The organism is Pseudomonas sp. NPDC007930, assembly GCF_042958985.1.
Lineage (GTDB): Bacteria > Pseudomonadota > Gammaproteobacteria > Pseudomonadales > Pseudomonadaceae > Aquipseudomonas.
In genome coordinates this window covers 54,534-69,315 of sequence record NZ_JBIBKC010000014.1, presented here as the reverse complement: position 1 = coordinate 69,315, position 14,782 = coordinate 54,534, and the positions used below count along the sequence as shown (strand labels likewise).

Annotated in this window: 14 protein-coding genes; 6 read left to right on the top strand and 8 right to left on the bottom strand. The window is 67.0% G+C overall.

The features are described from left to right. Nucleotides 1-130: 130 nt before the first annotated feature. Both ACFZCE_RS22245 and ACFZCE_RS22240 read left to right on the top strand, forming a co-directional pair. Nucleotides 131-1,183, top strand: coding sequence for a catalase (locus ACFZCE_RS22245; protein WP_390942692.1), 1,053 nt, complete (start codon nucleotides 131-133; stop codon nucleotides 1,181-1,183). Next, entirely contained in the window at nucleotides 1,183-1,719 is a 537-nt protein-coding gene (locus tag ACFZCE_RS22240; protein ID WP_390942691.1) for a cytochrome b/b6 domain-containing protein, read from the top strand. Before ACFZCE_RS22245 ends, ACFZCE_RS22240 begins: the two co-directional genes overlap by 1 nt. A 74-nt stretch (nucleotides 1,720-1,793) precedes the next feature. Here the strand turns inward: ACFZCE_RS22240 and ACFZCE_RS22235 are convergent, their stop codons facing one another. From ACFZCE_RS22235 to ACFZCE_RS22225, 3 genes are all read right to left on the bottom strand, one after another. Further along, nucleotides 1,794-2,927 (bottom strand): M14-type cytosolic carboxypeptidase, encoded by a 1,134-nt coding sequence (locus ACFZCE_RS22235; protein ID WP_390942690.1) that lies wholly within the window; start codon nucleotides 2,925-2,927, stop codon nucleotides 1,794-1,796. A gap of 56 nt (nucleotides 2,928-2,983) precedes the next feature. Next, nucleotides 2,984-3,493: a DUF4880 domain-containing protein gene (locus tag ACFZCE_RS22230; RefSeq protein ID WP_390942689.1), complete on the bottom strand. Its 510-nt coding sequence runs from the start codon at nucleotides 3,491-3,493 to the stop codon at nucleotides 2,984-2,986. A gap of 370 nt (nucleotides 3,494-3,863) precedes the next feature. Further along, entirely contained in the window at nucleotides 3,864-4,109 is a 246-nt protein-coding gene (locus ACFZCE_RS22225; RefSeq protein ID WP_390942688.1) for a DUF6124 family protein, read from the bottom strand. Between the two features lie 120 nt (nucleotides 4,110-4,229). Between ACFZCE_RS22225 and ACFZCE_RS22220 the strand changes: the two genes are divergently transcribed. After that, a complete protein-coding gene (locus ACFZCE_RS22220; RefSeq protein WP_390942687.1) occupies nucleotides 4,230-4,886 on the top strand; it encodes a S24 family peptidase in 657 nt (218 codons plus the stop codon). A gap of 553 nt (nucleotides 4,887-5,439) precedes the next feature. Here ACFZCE_RS22220 and ACFZCE_RS22215 read toward each other — a convergent pair. Together ACFZCE_RS22215 and xthA are read right to left on the bottom strand one after the other, a co-directional pair. Beyond that, entirely contained in the window at nucleotides 5,440-6,771 is a 1,332-nt protein-coding gene (locus ACFZCE_RS22215; protein ID WP_390942686.1) for a substrate-binding domain-containing protein, read from the bottom strand. Nucleotides 6,772-6,833: 62 nt separating this feature from the next. Further along, complete coding sequence (gene xthA / locus ACFZCE_RS22210) at nucleotides 6,834-7,646, bottom strand: exodeoxyribonuclease III (protein ID WP_390942685.1); 813 nt, start codon at nucleotides 7,644-7,646, stop codon at nucleotides 6,834-6,836. A 102-nt stretch (nucleotides 7,647-7,748) separates the two neighbouring features. Here xthA and ACFZCE_RS22205 point away from each other — a divergent pair, with 102 nt between their 5' ends. Together ACFZCE_RS22205 and ACFZCE_RS22200 are read left to right on the top strand one after the other, a co-directional pair. Beyond that, nucleotides 7,749-9,476 carry a BamA/TamA family outer membrane protein gene (locus tag ACFZCE_RS22205; protein WP_390942684.1) on the top strand — a complete coding sequence of 576 codons (1,728 nt, stop codon included), beginning with the start codon at nucleotides 7,749-7,751 and terminating at the stop codon, nucleotides 9,474-9,476. Continuing rightward, nucleotides 9,473-13,150, top strand: coding sequence for a translocation/assembly module TamB domain-containing protein (locus ACFZCE_RS22200; RefSeq protein ID WP_390942683.1), 3,678 nt, complete (start codon nucleotides 9,473-9,475; stop codon nucleotides 13,148-13,150). The genes ACFZCE_RS22205 and ACFZCE_RS22200 overlap by 4 nt, the downstream gene beginning before the upstream one ends. An 18-nt stretch (nucleotides 13,151-13,168) precedes the next feature. On the opposite strand, the gene ACFZCE_RS22195 is transcribed toward ACFZCE_RS22200, so the two are convergent. After that, nucleotides 13,169-13,540, bottom strand: a complete 372-nt coding sequence (locus ACFZCE_RS22195; RefSeq protein WP_390942682.1) for a Mor transcription activator family protein — start codon at nucleotides 13,538-13,540, stop codon at nucleotides 13,169-13,171. A gap of 342 nt (nucleotides 13,541-13,882) precedes the next feature. Continuing rightward, a complete protein-coding gene (locus ACFZCE_RS22190; RefSeq protein WP_390942681.1) occupies nucleotides 13,883-14,065 on the bottom strand; it encodes a hypothetical protein in 183 nt (60 codons plus the stop codon). Between the two features lie 154 nt (nucleotides 14,066-14,219). On the opposite strand from ACFZCE_RS22190, the gene ACFZCE_RS22185 reads away from it, so the two are divergent. After that, nucleotides 14,220-14,408, top strand: a complete 189-nt coding sequence (locus tag ACFZCE_RS22185) for a hypothetical protein (protein WP_390942680.1) — start codon at nucleotides 14,220-14,222, stop codon at nucleotides 14,406-14,408. A 4-nt stretch (nucleotides 14,409-14,412) separates the two neighbouring features. Here ACFZCE_RS22185 and ACFZCE_RS22180 read toward each other — a convergent pair whose 3' ends face one another. Next, complete coding sequence (locus ACFZCE_RS22180; protein ID WP_390942679.1) at nucleotides 14,413-14,772, bottom strand: fe2+ zn2+ uptake regulation protein; 360 nt, start codon at nucleotides 14,770-14,772, stop codon at nucleotides 14,413-14,415. Nucleotides 14,773-14,782: the final 10 nt, after the last annotated feature.

Here is a 14,782-nt window from a genome sequence, read left to right as displayed (position 1 = left end):
TGAACTTGCCAGACGCTTCAGCCCCCAGAATATTCCCTTGGGCAAAAACTTTCAGCCGCCATGGAATAGGCGGCGCCGCGCAGGCGTCCCAACCCGCAAAGATCGATAACGCTGATGATGAGGACGCTCCATGACCGAACCCTTGCCCCCACGGGCGCTCGCTCTGCGCCTGGGCCTGATCGCCGTACCGGTGGTCGTGCTGGCCGCGGCGATGGCCTACGTGCACGGCTGGCTCGACCCGGCGCGGCTGACCCCCGCGCGGCTGGTCGACACCCTGCAAACCAACAACGGCACCTACCCCGGCTACCGCCGCAACCACGCCAAGGGCGTGTGCGTGACCGGTTACTTCGAAAGCAGCGGCCAACTGCAGAACGACTCCCGCGCGGCGCTGTTCAAGGAAGGCCGCACCCCAGTGGTGGGGCGCTTCGCGTTGCCCAGCGGCAACCCTTACGCGCCCGACGGCAGCGTGCCGATCCGCAGCTTCGCGCTGCGCTTCACCCAGGCCGACGGCCAGCAGTGGCGCACCGGCATGAACAGCATGCCGGTGTTCCCAGTGGGCACCCCGCAGGCGTTCTTCGCCATGCTCAAGGCTGGCGCACCGGACCCTTCGACGAAAAAACCCAACCCGGCGAACATGCAGGCGTTCTTCGCCAGCCACCCGGAAACCGCGCCGTTCCTGGCCTGGGTCAAGACCGCCCACCCTTCGGCGAGCTTTGCCACCGAGCGTTACGACGGCCTCAATGCGTTTTACCTCGTAGGTGCCGATGGCGAACGCCAGGCGGTGCGCTGGCACGTGCTGCCCGACAACGCCGCGGCGGCCGCCAGCCAGGGCGAGGGCGCCGACTACCTGGCCCAGGACCTCTCGCAACGCCTGGCGGCCGGGCCCTTGCGCTGGCGCCTGGAGATGACCTTCGCCGCCGCCGGCGACCCGGTCGACGACGCCAGCAAGCCGTGGCCGGCGGAACGCCGCAACGTGGCGGCCGGTACCCTGGTGCTGGATACCGCCCTGGCCCAGGACAGCGGCCCTTGCCGCGACATCAACTACGACCCGACCGTGTTGCCCGACGGCATTCAGGCCTCGGCCGACCCCTTGTTGGCGGCACGTTCGGCGGCTTATGCCGATTCCTACCTGCGCCGCACGGGCGAAGTCGATGCGCTGCACGCCCACCCGGAGGCTAAATGATGAACCGCACCCCCGAGTATTTCGTACCCCTGGCGCGTTGGCTGCACTGGCTGATGGCGGTGTTGTTACTGGCGATGTTATTCATTGGCGCGGGTATGGTGGCGTCGGTGTCAGAGCGCCATGAGTGGCTGCTGCACCTGCACAAGCCGCTGGGTATTGCGATCCTCGCCTTGGCGCTGCTGCGCCTGGCGGTGCGCCTGGGTACCCGCCAGCCGCCGTTGCCGGCGGACCTGGCCAAGCCCCAGGCGCTGGCGGCGAAGGCCTCGCACTGGCTGCTGTACGGCTTGATGTTGCTGCTGCCGGTGCTTGGCTGGGCGATGATCAGCGCCGCCGGCGACCCGGTGATGCTCAGCGAGAGCCTGCGCCTGCCCGCCTTGCTGCCGGCCGACGCCAGCACCTTCGCGCTGTTGCGCCGGGCCCATGGGTACTTGGCGTACCTGCTGTTCCTGACCGTGCTGGTGCACTTGGCGGCGGCCTTGTATCACGGCCTGATTCGCCGGGATGGGGTGCTGCGCAGTATGGTCGGGCCCAAGTAAGCTTCACCGGCCCCCTTGCCCGGCGCAGATCCCGTGGGAGGGCGGCTGTGCCGCGCGAGGGGCCGGTACAGCCCTCACCCCCGTAACTGCTCCACCATCCCACCCAGCACCGCCAACACATCCTTGCCCAGTTGCGCCGAGCGCGCGCCGTTCCAGCCGGTGCGCGGCGCCGGGTTGGCGTCGTGGTCCTTGAAGGGCATTTCGAGGGTCAGCGCCAGGCAGTCGAAACGCTGGCCCACGGCATTGCAGGCCAGCGCCATGTTCGCCCGCCCCGGGGCGCTGCGCGGGTAGCCGTGCAGCTGTTGGAAGTCGGCGGTCTGCGCGCACAATGCATCCCGGAACTGTTGCTCCAGCCCCGCGATGCGCGGGGTGTAGCCCGGGTTGCCCTCGCAGGCGGCGGTGAACACGTAGGGGATTTCTTCATCGCCGTGCACGTCGATGAAGGCATCCACGCCGATGGCCTGCATCTGCTCCAGGGCAAAGCGCACCTCCGGGGTATGCGCCGGGTCTTGCAGTTGCCAGGCGCGGTTGAGGTCCTTGCCGTGGGCGTTGGTGCGCAGGTGGCCGTGCAGGCTGCCGTCGGGGTTCATGTGCGGGATCAGGTACACGCTGGCCTGCTCGAGCAGCGCAGCGATGGCTGGGCCGCCGGCCAGCAGGGCGTCGATCACCCCTTCCATGAACCACTCGGCCATGTGTTCGCCAGGGTGTTGCTGGGCAATCAGCCACAGCTTGCGCTTGTGCGCGGCGCCGTCGCCGGCCCGCAGCAACTCGAGCGGCTGGCCCTCTACGCTCTGGCCTTGGGCAACCAGGCTCAGCCCGCCGGCCTGGGCGCGGGCGACCAGCGCGGCATGCCGCTCACGGCTGTAGGGTTCGAAATAGGCAAAGCGCAGGCTCGGGCCGCGGGCCTCCACGCTGAAGCTCAGGGTGCCGCCGGCATACCAGCTGGGTACACGGAACCACTGCTGGCCGTCTTCGCTGGCCACAGCGTTATAACCCGCCCAGGCCCGCGGGTAGGACGAGCCGCCGGCGTTTTCCAGGTGAAAGGTGTAGAGCTGCCCCGCGTCCAGGCCGCTGGCTTCGAAATGAAACCATTGGTAGTGGGGGCTTTGCCGGTCGGGGCGCAGGGCCAGGCGGATGGCGCCTGGGCTGCTGGCGTCGATGACCTGGATGTTACCGCTGTCGAAGGCGGCGCCGATGGCGATGGGCATAAACGGCTCTCTTGTTTGACAGAACCGTTACTGTACACCGGCCGCCGCCGGCGTGCTCAGGGCAGGGCGAGCAGGCCCAGTACCAGCACCGTGAGCAGGCCCGCCAGGCAATGGCGCCAGGAGGTTTTACGCAGGCCGCGCAGGCTCTGCTCGCGGGCGGCCATTGTTTGGGCCGCGCCGAACAGGCTGCGCCAGTGCAGTTCGGTGTGGTGAAAGGCCTGCAGGTGCTCAGGCGCGGCGTCGAGCCAGCGGCGGAAATCGATTCGTGCGCTGGCGGTCATGCTCGGGCTTTGCAGGCGCACGTACCATTGCACCGCCTCGCGCGAACCGGCCTCGCCACGGGTGCCTTCGAGCACTTCGATCAGCGCGTGCTCCACGCGCTCCACCGGCATGCCCAACTGGTGGCTGATGCGTGCATAGGGGCATTCGTCGAGGCGGCTGAGCAGGAATGCCTGCCGGCAGCGCCGGGGCAGGCGTGCAAGGGCTTTGTCCAGAGGGGTTTCGGGCGCCGCGGTAAGGGCCGGTGAAAGCCAACGGTCAGATGTCAGGATAGAACGGGCCATCATGGTGAGCTCCTGCTGCACTGTTCTGACTGGGAGCGTAGCCTAACCGAGAAGCATTCTCAACTGATATTCAATCGCTGATCCGCAATACGTGAAAAAAATGTGAATCCAGGGCAGGGCAGGCCTTGGCCCACCGAATAGCGCTTTGCTATGATGCGCGCCATTAAGCGACCCCCTTCATTTAGCCTGATGAAGCCCGCAAAAAAAAACCCGGCAAAAAGCCGGGTTAATAACCGTGATTAGCCTGATGAGGAGATAATCTGAAACCCGACCAAAGGTCTCAGGTTATCGCGCTGGCCTTGCAACCAGCACGAGCAATAATAATCGTTATCATTTGTTAGTCAATCCTTTTTCTTCGCCATGTCGTTTTTGGTTACGGCATGGCGCGTTCTGCGTGGTGCTGGTTTTCCAGCGCGGTATCCACCAACGCCTTGGCCATCTCGACCAGATGCACCACTGCCAGTTCGGCGAAGCGCTCGGCGCCACTGTGCCGCTCGGCGGCCTCATGGGCGCTGGCCGACGCACAGGCCAGCAGGTGGCTGGCCTCGCTCAACGCCTGGGCCGTGGTCACGCCTGGGTTGACCAGGAACAGCTGGGAGGAGGGTAGCGTAGCGAGCATGGGGCTGGCCTGTGCAAGGGGTACGGGCCGCCATCATATCGCTTAAGACAATTGTGTCCTTGTCTGTAATATTGCTTGATATGTTTCGCCGCACCCGGTGGCCAGCGTATCGTGCCCGCCATGGATACATGGATCAGCGTCGTTAGGCAACAAATGCGCGTGCAGCGCGTGACTCAATGCGAACTGGCCGACCGCATCGGCGCCAGCCAGAGCTCGGTCAGCCAGTGGCTCAGGGAGCGCGCCACGCCCAGCCTCGAGGTGCAGAACCGCGTGCTCAAAGCCTTGGGCATGCCGCAATTGCGTTCGGCCAACGTGCTCCGGGTACAGGAAGAACGCCCCCTTTACGCTGCGTCCTTGCCCACCGGCGCCTTGCCCGGGGAGGGCTTTCGCTACCCCTGCCTCACCTGGCGGCAAGCCGCTGAAGGCGCCGAACCCAGCTCGCGGCGGTGGCTGTTCAGCAATTACCGCGCGCGCGGCGAGGCCTATTGGTTGCCGGTGGTCGGTGATGCCATGACCTCGCCCAGCGGCTGGTCGCTGGCGGCGGGCATGTGGCTGCTGGTAGACCCTGGCCGTGAGCACGCCGTCGGTAACCTGGTGCTGGTGTGGGCGGGGCCAGGGCACGGCCTGCTCTGCCGCCAATGGGCGCGCGAGGGCGAAGCCTTGTACCTGCGGCCACTCAATGCGATGTGGCCAACCTTGCCGGTAGGGCCAGATTGCGAGGTGCGCGGGGTGGTGGTGGCGGCGATCGTGGATTTTCTGGAAGGCGAAATGCACTGAGGGGAGCCGAAGCTCCCCTCAAATTGGGCATTGCGTGTGCTCTTATTATTATGGCGGCCAGTGCTGGAGTTATTGTTATCGCGCTGTCCGTTCGGCCTGTCGGCCAAGCCCCCAGTCGGGGCCAAGAGCAAACGTATTTTTTTGACCGCTGATCTACCTTACCGTGACGTGAGCCTTACCGTGCTGCCTCGGGGCAGTTTTGTTGTTCTGTGTTCGGCCCGGGGCGACCTACCCCGTCAAGGTACATCTGCTTCAAAAAAATCTGTTGGCTTCGCCTCTGCCTCGTTTGTTCTTGTTATGCCAGAGCCGGTCATGTTGTTTTTATGGGTGCCGCTTGTTTTTATTCTTGTTGTGCCAGAGATAAAGCAGATGCCGTGCCAGTTTTTAAAAATCCATATAAATCAATAAGATATAGTTTATGCTGGTACAGGTGTGCGACAGACTGTCGCATTTTTGTTTCCCTGTTACCCGTTTCCAGGGGCGGGTGTGAAGCCTGCGGTAACACTCTCTGGGGCTCTAGCACGCACGCTGCGAGGGCGGCAAGGGCCGTGGGTCAATAAACCCACACTTCTACCCGCCGGTTGTGCAGCCGGCCCTGTTCATCGGCATTGTCGGCCACCGGTAGCTCGTCACCCAGGCCCAGCACCCGGTCGATCACCACGCCGCGCTTGGCCAGCTCACGGCGTACCGTCATGGCGCGCAAGCGCGACAGCAGCGCGGCGCGTTCCGGTTCGCCCTTGGGGTCGCCAAAGCCGACCAGGGTAGCGTGGCCCTGGAGCTGGTCGTGGGCCTGCAAGAACGCCAGCACCCGTTCGACGTCGGCCATGGCCTTGTTGTCGAGGGTGGCGCTGCCCTGGGCGAAACGGAAGTTCACTGTCAGCCGTTGCCCGCGCCGGGCCAGCTCGCGGTAGGCCGGTGGCATGCCAGGGTTGGCGCGCACTGCCATCGCCCGCACGGTTTGCGCCACAAAGCCCTGGGCGGCGACGATGCTCTGCCCGCCAGCGCTTTGGGTGAAGTCCAGCAGCGCCTTGGCCCATGGGTTGGCGCTGGCCGGCGGCAGGTAGAAGTACACCCGCCGCGCCAGGGGGTAATCCTCGGTGGCGATCACGTCCGCCGCCGGCAGGATCGGTTCGGCGGCGCCGTCGCCAATCGCCAATGCCCGCGCTTGCAACACATAGGGCAGGCCGATGAAACCGATCGCGGCCGGGTCCTGGCTCACCTGCTGGCTCAGCGCCTCGCTGGATTCGAGCCGCGCGGCGGTGGCCGCCAGGGTGGCGTGGTGCGGCAGCAATACTCGCTCGCGAAAGGTTTCCCAGGTGCCGGACTGGTCATCCCGGGCGTACAGGTGGATCGGCCCGTTGCCGGCGCCCAGTTGCTCCCAGCGCTGGTACTGGCCGCTGAACACCCCGGCCAGTTGCGCCAGGCTGAGCGCGCGCAGGGGGTTGCTCGGGTGCACGATCACCGCCACGCCGTCGATGCCGATCACGTGTTCGGCCTGGGCGCTGGTCATGTCGCCCAGCGCCTGCAGCGCCTGTTGCTCCTGGGCGTTGATCGGCCGCGAGGCGGCGGCCAGGTCAGCCTGCCCGGCCTGCAGCGCACTGAAGCCGGTGCTGCTGCCGTGGGCGTCGACTTCGAAGCGCAGGCTGCGCCCCGGCGCGGTGTCGGCCAGTACGGAGCGTTCGTTGGCGGCGGCTTGCGCTTGCACGCGCACATTGGCCAGGCCGCGTTGCTCCAGCATCGCCCGCAACAGGGCGGGGATCAGTTGCGCGCCGAGGGTGTTGGAGCCCTGTACGCGCAGCACCGGGGTGTTTTCCGCGTGGGCGGTGGGCGCCATCAGGGCGGTGAGGCAGGCGAACAGCAGCAGCGTGCGCGGGATGGCTGGCATGGGGGCACCTTTGGCGATGCCCGCACATTAAGACGCTAGCGTGACAGTTATGTGACCGCGGCTCAGCCCAGCTCGAGCCAGATCGGCGCGTGGTCACTGGGCTTTTCCATGCCGCGCAGGTCGTAGTCCACGCCGGCGGCGCGTACCCGCGGCAGCAGGCCGCTGGAAGCCATGATCAGGTCGATACGCAGGCCGCGCTTGGGGGTGTCTTCAAAGCCGCGGCTGCGGTAGTCGAACCAACTGAAGCGATCGTTCACCTCCGGGTGCAGGTGGCGGAAGGTGTCGACCATGCCCCAGCCCTTGAGCCGCGCCATCCATTCGCGCTCTTCGGGCAGGAAGCTGCATTTGCCGGTTTTCAACCAGCGCTTCATGTTGTCCGGGCCGATGCCGATGTCGCAGTCTTCCGGCGAGATATTCATGTCGCCCATGATCACCAGCGGCTGTTCGGGCTGGTGGGTGCTCTCCAGCAACTGCTGCAGGTCTTGGTAGAAGCGCTGCTTGGCCGGGAACTTGGTGGGGTGGTCACGGCTTTCGCCCTGGGGGAAGTAGCCATTCATGATGGTCACTGGCTGGCCGTTGTGGTCTTCGAAGCTGCCATGGATGAAACGCCGTTGGGCGTCTTCTTCATCGCCGGCGAAGCCCTTGTGGATCGCCAGCGGTGCTTTGCGCGACATCAGCGCCACGCCGTAATGGCCTTTTTGCCCGTGGTAATGCACGTGGTAACCCAGGGCCTCGACGTCGGCCAGGGGGAACTGCTCGTCCGCGACTTTGGTTTCCTGCAGGCCGATCACGTCGGGCTGATGGCGTTCGATCAGCGCCGCCAACTGGTGCGGGCGGGCGCGCAGGCCGTTGATGTTGAACGAGACGATTTTCATGGCGCGGGCCTTGTGCAAAAGCACTCATCGTAGCGAAGCTGCCGGCCCTCGGCCAGTGCGCCGGGCGGCAAAGCGCAACGCAGGCATGTTAGGATCCGCGCCATGAAGGATAAAGGACGAGTCATCAGTGGCGTCCTCGGCCTGCTGGTCGGGGCCCTGGCCCACGCGCAGAGCGAACTGCGGGTATCGGTAGAGCCGCCCAACGCGGCCCTGAAAACCAATATCGAGAACTACATCGGTGCCCTCGGGGACCGCGATGTACCGGCGCTCGAGCGTTTCAGCGTGGGCGCCGAGCAGCAAGCGCAAAAGGCCGCCGAAGCGCTGGGTTACTACCAGGCGCAGGTCAGCAGCGCGGTGGCCGGGGGTAAAACCCCGGCCCTGAACCTGCGCGTGCAGGCCGGCGAGCCGGTGCGGCTGCGCACGGTCGAGGTCCGCGTGACCGGGCCCGCGGCGCAGTTGCGGGCCTTTCGGGTGCCGGCCAGCAAGGCCTTGGCGCCGGGCGCGGTGCTCAACCACGGGCGCTACGACGACGCCAAGCGGCTGATCCTCAACCAGGCCGCGCGCTATGGTTTTTTTGCCGGGCACTTTACCGACCAGCGCCTGGTGGTCGACCCCCGCGCCGGCGTGGCCGACATCCACCTGGTCTACGACAGCGGCCCGCGCTACGTGCTGGGCGAGGTGCGCTTCAGTGGCGACAGCATCCTCGAACCTTCGCTGCTGCAACGCATGGTGCCGTTCAAGGCCGGCACCCCTTACGATTCCGACCTGATCGCCACCCTCAACCGCGACCTGCAAGGCAGCGGCTACTTCGAAAACGTGCGGGTAGACGCCGCGCCCCAGGCCGCCCAGGGCCAGGTGGTGCCGGTGCAGGTGCGGGTCGACAACCGCACCCCGCGCACCCTGGGCGTGGGCGGTGGGTTCTCCACCGATGTGGGCCCACGGGCCAAGGCCAACTGGACCCGCCACTGGGCCAACCCCCAGGGCCACAGTTATGGCGCTGAAATGGAACTGTCGGCCCCACGGCAAAACGTCGGGCTGTGGTACGACGTACCGCTGGACCCACCATTGACCGACAAGCTGCGCTACGCCGCCGGTTACCAGTACGAAGAAATCGCCGACACCGACTCGCTGAGCAAACTGCTCACCGTGGGCCCGGAGTGGCACAGCAAGCTGCCCAGCGGCTGGACCCGGGTGATCTCCTTGAAATGGCAGCGCGAAGAATACCGCCTGGGCGATGACACGGGCCTGTCTAATCTGGTCATGCCCGGCATCGCCTATGACTACCTCGACAGCGACAACCGGGTGGACCCGCACAATGGCTACCGCATTGGCTTCCAGGTGCAGGGCGCCAAGCAGGGCTGGTTGTCCGATGCCAACCTGGTGCGCAGCGACATCACCCTCAAAGGCCTGAAAACCCTGTGGGGCAACCATCGTTTTCTGGGCCGCATCGAAGTCGGCGGCAGTTTCACCAACGGCTACAAGGCCATCCCGCCGTCGCTGCGGTTTTTCGCCGGGGGTGACCAGAGCGTACGCGGCTACGATTACCAGTCGCTGTCGCCGGAGAACAGCGATGGCGACCATGTGGGCGGGCGCTACATGGTCGCCGGCAGCCTGGAGTACCAATACCAGTTTGCCGAGAAATGGCGCTGGGCAACCTTCGTCGACCAAGGCAATGCCTTCAACACCCTTGACCTGCCGAGCCTGAAGACCGGCGTCGGCATGGGCATCCGCTGGGTCTCGCCGGTGGGGCCGATCCGCGTTGACCTGGCCCACGCGCTGGACGACGACGGTGGCATCCGCTTGCACTTTTCCATGGGGCCGGAGCTGTGAAACGTACCCTCAAGTGGGCCGCCTTGGCCTTGGCTGGCGGCCTGCTGCTGATTGCCGCTGCCCTCTACACCCTGCTCGGCACCGCGGGCGGCGGGCGCTGGTTGTTGGGCCAGGTGCCGGGGCTGGCCGTTGAAGGTTTCAGCGGGCGCCTGGGTGGGCACTGGCAAGCCGAGCGGCTGCGTTGGCAGCAGGGCCCAGACTGGCTGGAAGCCGAGCAACCGCGCCTGGCCTGGGCGCCGGCTTGCCTGTGGCGGCTAACGCTGTGCGTCGAGCAGCTGCAGGCCACGCGGGTCAGCCTGGATTTTCCCGGCGATGGCAGCACAGCGGCCGCCAGCGGCCCGCTGCGCTTGCCGGCGCTGGCGCTGCCGCTGGCCATCGAACTCGATGAAGCCAGCGTCGGCAGCCTGCTGTACGGCGGCAGCGAGGTCGCCGCCGACCTGCGCCTGGCCGCCGGCTGGGGCGCGGCAGGCATCGACATCCGCGCCCTGCACGCGCGCCGCGACGACCTGGCGCTGGACCTCGCCGGCCACCTCGCGCCCCAAGGCGCCTGGCCGCTGAAGGCCCAGGCCCAACTGCAGTTGCCGGCGGTCAATGGCCAGCCCTGGCAGTTGGCGTTGCAGGCCGAGGGTGAGCTGCAGGGCGAGCTGGCCTTGAGCGGCAATAGCCAGGGCTACCTCGAGGCCGCCGTGAAGGGCCGGGTGCAGCCCTTGGCCGAGCACCTGCCGGCGCAACTGAGCATCGACAGCCCGTTGTTCCGCGCCAGCCCGGAGCTGCCGCCTACGCTGCAACTCAAGGCCCTGCACCTGGCCGCCAACGGCGACCTGCAACAGGGTTACGCGGTGCAAGGCAGCACCCAACTGGCCGCCGAGGGCGGCGATATTCCCCTGCTGCTGGCCGGGCAGGTCAGCGCCGGTGGCGCGCGCATCGCCTCGCTCGCCCTGCAAGCCGGGCCGGGCCAGCGCCTGGCGGTCGAGGGCAGCCTCGACTGGGCTCAGGGCCTGGCCGCCGAGGTCAACCTCGACTGGCAGGCATTTCCCTGGCAGCGGCTGTACCCGGTGGCGCAGCCGCCGGCGGTCAGTGCCGAGCGGCTGAAGGCCCAGCTCAGCTACCGCGACGGCAAGTACCTGGGCAACCTCGACGGCGCCTTCAAGGGCCCGGCCGGCCCCTTCACCCTGGTCACGCCGATCAGCGGTGACCTGCGCGAAGTGTTCCTGCCGCAGCTGCAGCTCAAGGCCGGCCAGGGCGAGGCCAGCGGGCAAGTGCGGGTCGGTTTCGCCGATGGCGTGAGCTGGCAGGCCGCCCTTGAGCTGGCCCGGCTCGACCCTGCCTATTGGGCCGCGGAGTTGCCTGGGCGCCTGGCCGGCAGCCTGAACAGCCAAGGCCAGTGGCGCGATGGCGCGCTGGCGGCACAGGCCCGGCTCGACCTCAACGGCCAGTTGCGCGGGCAGCCGGCGCTGTTCCAGCTTGAGGGCGCCGGCCAAGGCCAGCAGTGGAAGCTGGCGGCCCTCGACCTGCGCCTGGGCGCCAACCGCGTGCAGGGCCAGGGCGAATTGAACAACACCCTCAAGGGCCAACTGCAACTGGCGCTGCCGCGCCTGGGCCAACTGTGGCCGGGCCTGCAAGGCCAGGCCACGGGCCAGTTGGACCTCGCCGGCAGCGTGCAAGCGCCCCAGGGCCAACTGCGCCTGCGCGGCAGCCAATTGGCCTGGCAAACCTCGCGGGTGCAAGCGCTGGTGCTCGACGCCAGCCTCGACGCCGCCCAGCGCGGCCAGTTGAACCTCAGCGCCAGCGGCCTCAGCAGCGGCGACAACGGCTTCGGCACGCTCACCGCCCAGGGCCGTGGCGACCGCCGCCAACAAGCGCTCGAGCTTAAGCTCGACGGCCCCAACCTGCTGGTCGACCTCGGCCTGGATGGCACCTTGAACAACGGCGACTGGAAGGGCCGGCTGGCCCGCGGGCTGATCCGTGGCGGCGGCCAGGCCTGGCAGTTGCAGGCCCCCGCGCGGCTGCAGCGGCTGGCCACTGGCGAAGTGGACTTCGGCGCCCACTGCTGGCGCGCTGGCAACGCCAGCCTGTGTGGTGAAGACCAACGCCTGGCCCCCGAACCGCGCCTGCGCTACCACCTCAAAGCCTTTCCGCTTGCTAGCTTGCAGCCCTGGCTGCCGGCCGACTTCGCCTGGCAGGGGGCGCTCAACGCCGACGTTGCCCTCGACCTGCCCGCTGCCGGGCCCAATGGCCAGGTCACGGTAGAGGCGGGCGCTGGCACCTTGCGCGTGCGCAACCAGCAGCAGTGGGTCGAATTCCCTTACCGTGCGTTGCGCCTGGCCAGCCGGCTCAGCCCACGGCGGGTCGACAGCCAACTGAGCTTCGACGGCCAACAGCTCGGCACCCTGCAACTGACCGCCAGCCTCGACCCCATGGCCGCCGGCAAGCCGCTCAGCGGGCAGTTTCAATTGCAGGGGCTGGACCTGGCGGTGGCGCGGCCGTTCTTGCCCATGGTCGAAACCCTCAAGGGCCACCTCGAAGGCAGCGGCCGCCTGAGCGGTAGCCTTGAGGCGCCGCAGGTGAGTGGGCAGTTGCGCCTGCTCGGCGGTGAGGTGGCCGGCGACGGCCTGCCCACCAGCGTGCGCCAGTTGCAACTGACCGCCAACATCGAAGGCCAGCGGGTGCAGCTCGGCGGCCAGTGGAACAGCGGCGAACACGGCGCCGGGCAGATTGCCGGGCACCTCGACTGGGCCAGCGGCCTGGCGGTGGATGTGAACGTCCGTGGCCAGCGCTTGCCAGTGGCGGTCGAGCCCTACGCCAACCTGGAAGTGGAGCCCGACCTGCACCTGACCCTGCAAGGCGAGCGCCTGGCGGTGGCCGGTAAGGTGAACGTGCCGCGCGGGGCGATCACCGTGCGGCAACTGCCGCCGTCAACGGTGAAGGTGTCCGATGACACGGTGATCGTCGGCCAGGCCCCGGCCCAGGGCGGCCAGGCGTTGGCGATGGCGATGGATATCGACGTAGAGGTGGGGCAAGACACACTCACCTTCGATGGCTTCGGCCTGCAGGCCGGCCTGGCCGGGCATGTGCACATCGGCGATAACCTCGACACCCGCGGCGAACTGGTGCTGCGTGACGGCCGCTACCGCGCCTACGGCCAGCGCCTGACGCTGCGCCGCGCGCGGGTGATGTTCGCCGGGCCGATCGACCAGCCTTACCTGGATGTAGAAGCGATCCGCCAGACCGACGACATCATTGCCGGCATTCGTTTGTCTGGCAGCGTGGAGCAACCGCAGAGCGAGGTGTTCTCGGAGCCGGCGATGAGCCAGGAACAGGCGCTCTCGTACTTGGTGCTGGGGCGGCCACTGAGCACCAGCGGCGAAGACAACGACCTGCTCGCCCAGGCGGCCCTGGGCCTGGGCCTGATGGGCGGCGCCGGTACCGCTGGCGAGCTGGCGAAGAACCTGGGCATCCAGGATTTCCAGCTCGACACCCAGGGCAGCGGCAACAAGACCAACGTGGTCGCCAGTGGCAACCTTTCGGAGAAGCTGCAGGTGCGCTATGGGGTGGGGGTGTTCGAGCCGGCCAACACCATCGCCCTGCGTTACCTGCTCACACGCCGGCTGTACGTGGAGGTGGCCAGTGGCTTGGCCAGCTCGCTGGACCTGTTCTACAAGCGGGACTTCTAAGCCCCCCCCCTGGCGGCGTCAGGCTTCCAGGCGGCGGATGTTGCCGATCTGGCGCAGGCTCAGGCCGTATTTCTTGGCCAGTTCCGTGCGGGACAGGCCCAGGTCGGATTCTTCCTGGATTTGCTGGTTACGCAGTTGCCGGAAGAAGTGGTCGGGTTTGGGAATCTCCACCGCGGCACCGGCAAAGCGCTGGATCAGCGCCTTGAGGGTGTCGGCAGGGATCAGTTGGGCGAGCCGGGTCCGCTCGGCGTGCTTGGGGATGTACTTGGGGCAGCCGCCGAACAGGCAGGTCAGGCGGTAGGCCTGCTCGACCCCGATGCAGTCGATCAGCAGTTGCAACGACTGCGGCAATTGCGAGATGTCGATGCGCTTGAGTGTGTTCACGTCCATGAGCGTTTTCCTCGTTCTGAAGCACGTTGGCCGGGCGATTGTGCCCGCGGGGCAGCGGCGGCCAGCAGGGCGGTCAACGCCGGGTGCGTGCAGGAATCAGGCGGCTGGAACGTAGGAAATTTCTTCCCGCAAGCACGGCTCGATCAGTGCCAGGTGGGCTTCGCTCAGCGGTAGAGGGCTTGGCACAAGCCTATTGGCCTGCCCGCGCAGGCGCTGGGGGAGCGCCGAGGGCATCCATTGCATGAGGCGACCCTGGCGGGCCGAAAAGGCCGCGCAGGATCACCGCAAAGGGCGTGCTGGGGAAAAGGGAAGGGCCTCCCTGGCCAGCCACGCCCGGCTGTTTTAGCGCTGTTGGCTGAAGCCCGGGCCACCACCGCCGCCCGGGCCACCGCCACCGGGGCCGCCGCCGTGGCCACCACCACCGCCATGGCCACCGCCGCCACCGGGCGGAGGCATGAAAATCCAGCAGCCGCTGAGCAGCGACACCAACATCAGGGGAATCAGCCAGGTGATTCGACGAAGCATCGTAACAAATCCTCGATCAATGAAACGGCTCCCCGAAGATGGGCAACCGCTGTACTATCTGACCGCACCGCTGCCGGCTCGTCCTGGCATTCGGGTAACAGCCTGGCATCGGTATCGATACATTCCCGATACATCGCACCACCGTGGACGCCCCATGACGCAAAAACAACGCTTGAAGTATTCCATCCTCATCGCCGTGGCCGTGCTGGCCATCATGCTGGGCCTGACCTGGCTGCAAACCCATAACGTGATCACCGAGCAGGTCTACAAGTACATCGCCATCGGCGTGGCGCTGGCGGTGGTGGTGCTCAACGGCATCCTGCGGCGCAAGGTGCGGCCGTAACCGCTCAGTCCTGCTCGAAGTAGCTCAACACCGCCGCTTCGAGCCGGTAGGTTTTGTCTGGCGCAAGGCTGACCAAGCCCTCTTGGGCCAGGCGCTTGAGCACTTCGCGCACGCTCAGGAAGGCCAGCGGGATCGCCTGCTCGGCCAGCCGCGCATGCACCCCGCGCATGCCGATGGCGCGGCCGTCACGCTCGGCTTGCAGCAAGGCATCGATCACCTTCAGGCGGATCAGGCTGGTGCGCAGGCCAAACTGCCTGAGCATGCCTTTGATCTGCTCGTTGCTGGCCGGGGCGCTGGCCTCGTGGGCCTGGCCCGCCCGGGGCCGTGGCTGGGCGCGGGGGAGTTGCGGGTGGGCATCGTGCATGGTTTCTCCT

Bases quoted from the DNA above. Each gene is read 5' to 3' on its own strand.
- ACFZCE_RS22245 (WP_390942692.1), top strand. From the start codon at position 131: ATGACCGAACCCTTGCCCCCACGGGCGCTCGCTCTGCGCCTGGGCCTG.
- ACFZCE_RS22240 (WP_390942691.1), top strand. From the start codon at position 1,183: ATGAACCGCACCCCCGAGTATTTCGTACCCCTGGCGCGTTGGCTGCAC.
- ACFZCE_RS22235 (WP_390942690.1), bottom strand. From the start codon at position 2,927: ATGCCCATCGCCATCGGCGCCGCCTTCGACAGCGGTAACATCCAGGTC.
- ACFZCE_RS22230 (WP_390942689.1), bottom strand. From the start codon at position 3,493: ATGATGGCCCGTTCTATCCTGACATCTGACCGTTGGCTTTCACCGGCC.
- ACFZCE_RS22225 (WP_390942688.1), bottom strand. From the start codon at position 4,109: ATGCTCGCTACGCTACCCTCCTCCCAGCTGTTCCTGGTCAACCCAGGC.
- ACFZCE_RS22220 (WP_390942687.1), top strand. From the start codon at position 4,230: ATGGATACATGGATCAGCGTCGTTAGGCAACAAATGCGCGTGCAGCGC.
- ACFZCE_RS22215 (WP_390942686.1), bottom strand. From the start codon at position 6,771: ATGCCAGCCATCCCGCGCACGCTGCTGCTGTTCGCCTGCCTCACCGCC.
- xthA (WP_390942685.1), bottom strand. From the start codon at position 7,646: ATGAAAATCGTCTCGTTCAACATCAACGGCCTGCGCGCCCGCCCGCAC.
- ACFZCE_RS22205 (WP_390942684.1), top strand. From the start codon at position 7,749: ATGAAGGATAAAGGACGAGTCATCAGTGGCGTCCTCGGCCTGCTGGTC.
- ACFZCE_RS22195 (WP_390942682.1), bottom strand. From the start codon at position 13,540: ATGGACGTGAACACACTCAAGCGCATCGACATCTCGCAATTGCCGCAG.
- ACFZCE_RS22190 (WP_390942681.1), bottom strand. From the start codon at position 14,065: ATGCTTCGTCGAATCACCTGGCTGATTCCCCTGATGTTGGTGTCGCTG.
- ACFZCE_RS22185 (WP_390942680.1), top strand. From the start codon at position 14,220: ATGACGCAAAAACAACGCTTGAAGTATTCCATCCTCATCGCCGTGGCC.
- ACFZCE_RS22180 (WP_390942679.1), bottom strand. From the start codon at position 14,772: ATGCACGATGCCCACCCGCAACTCCCCCGCGCCCAGCCACGGCCCCGG.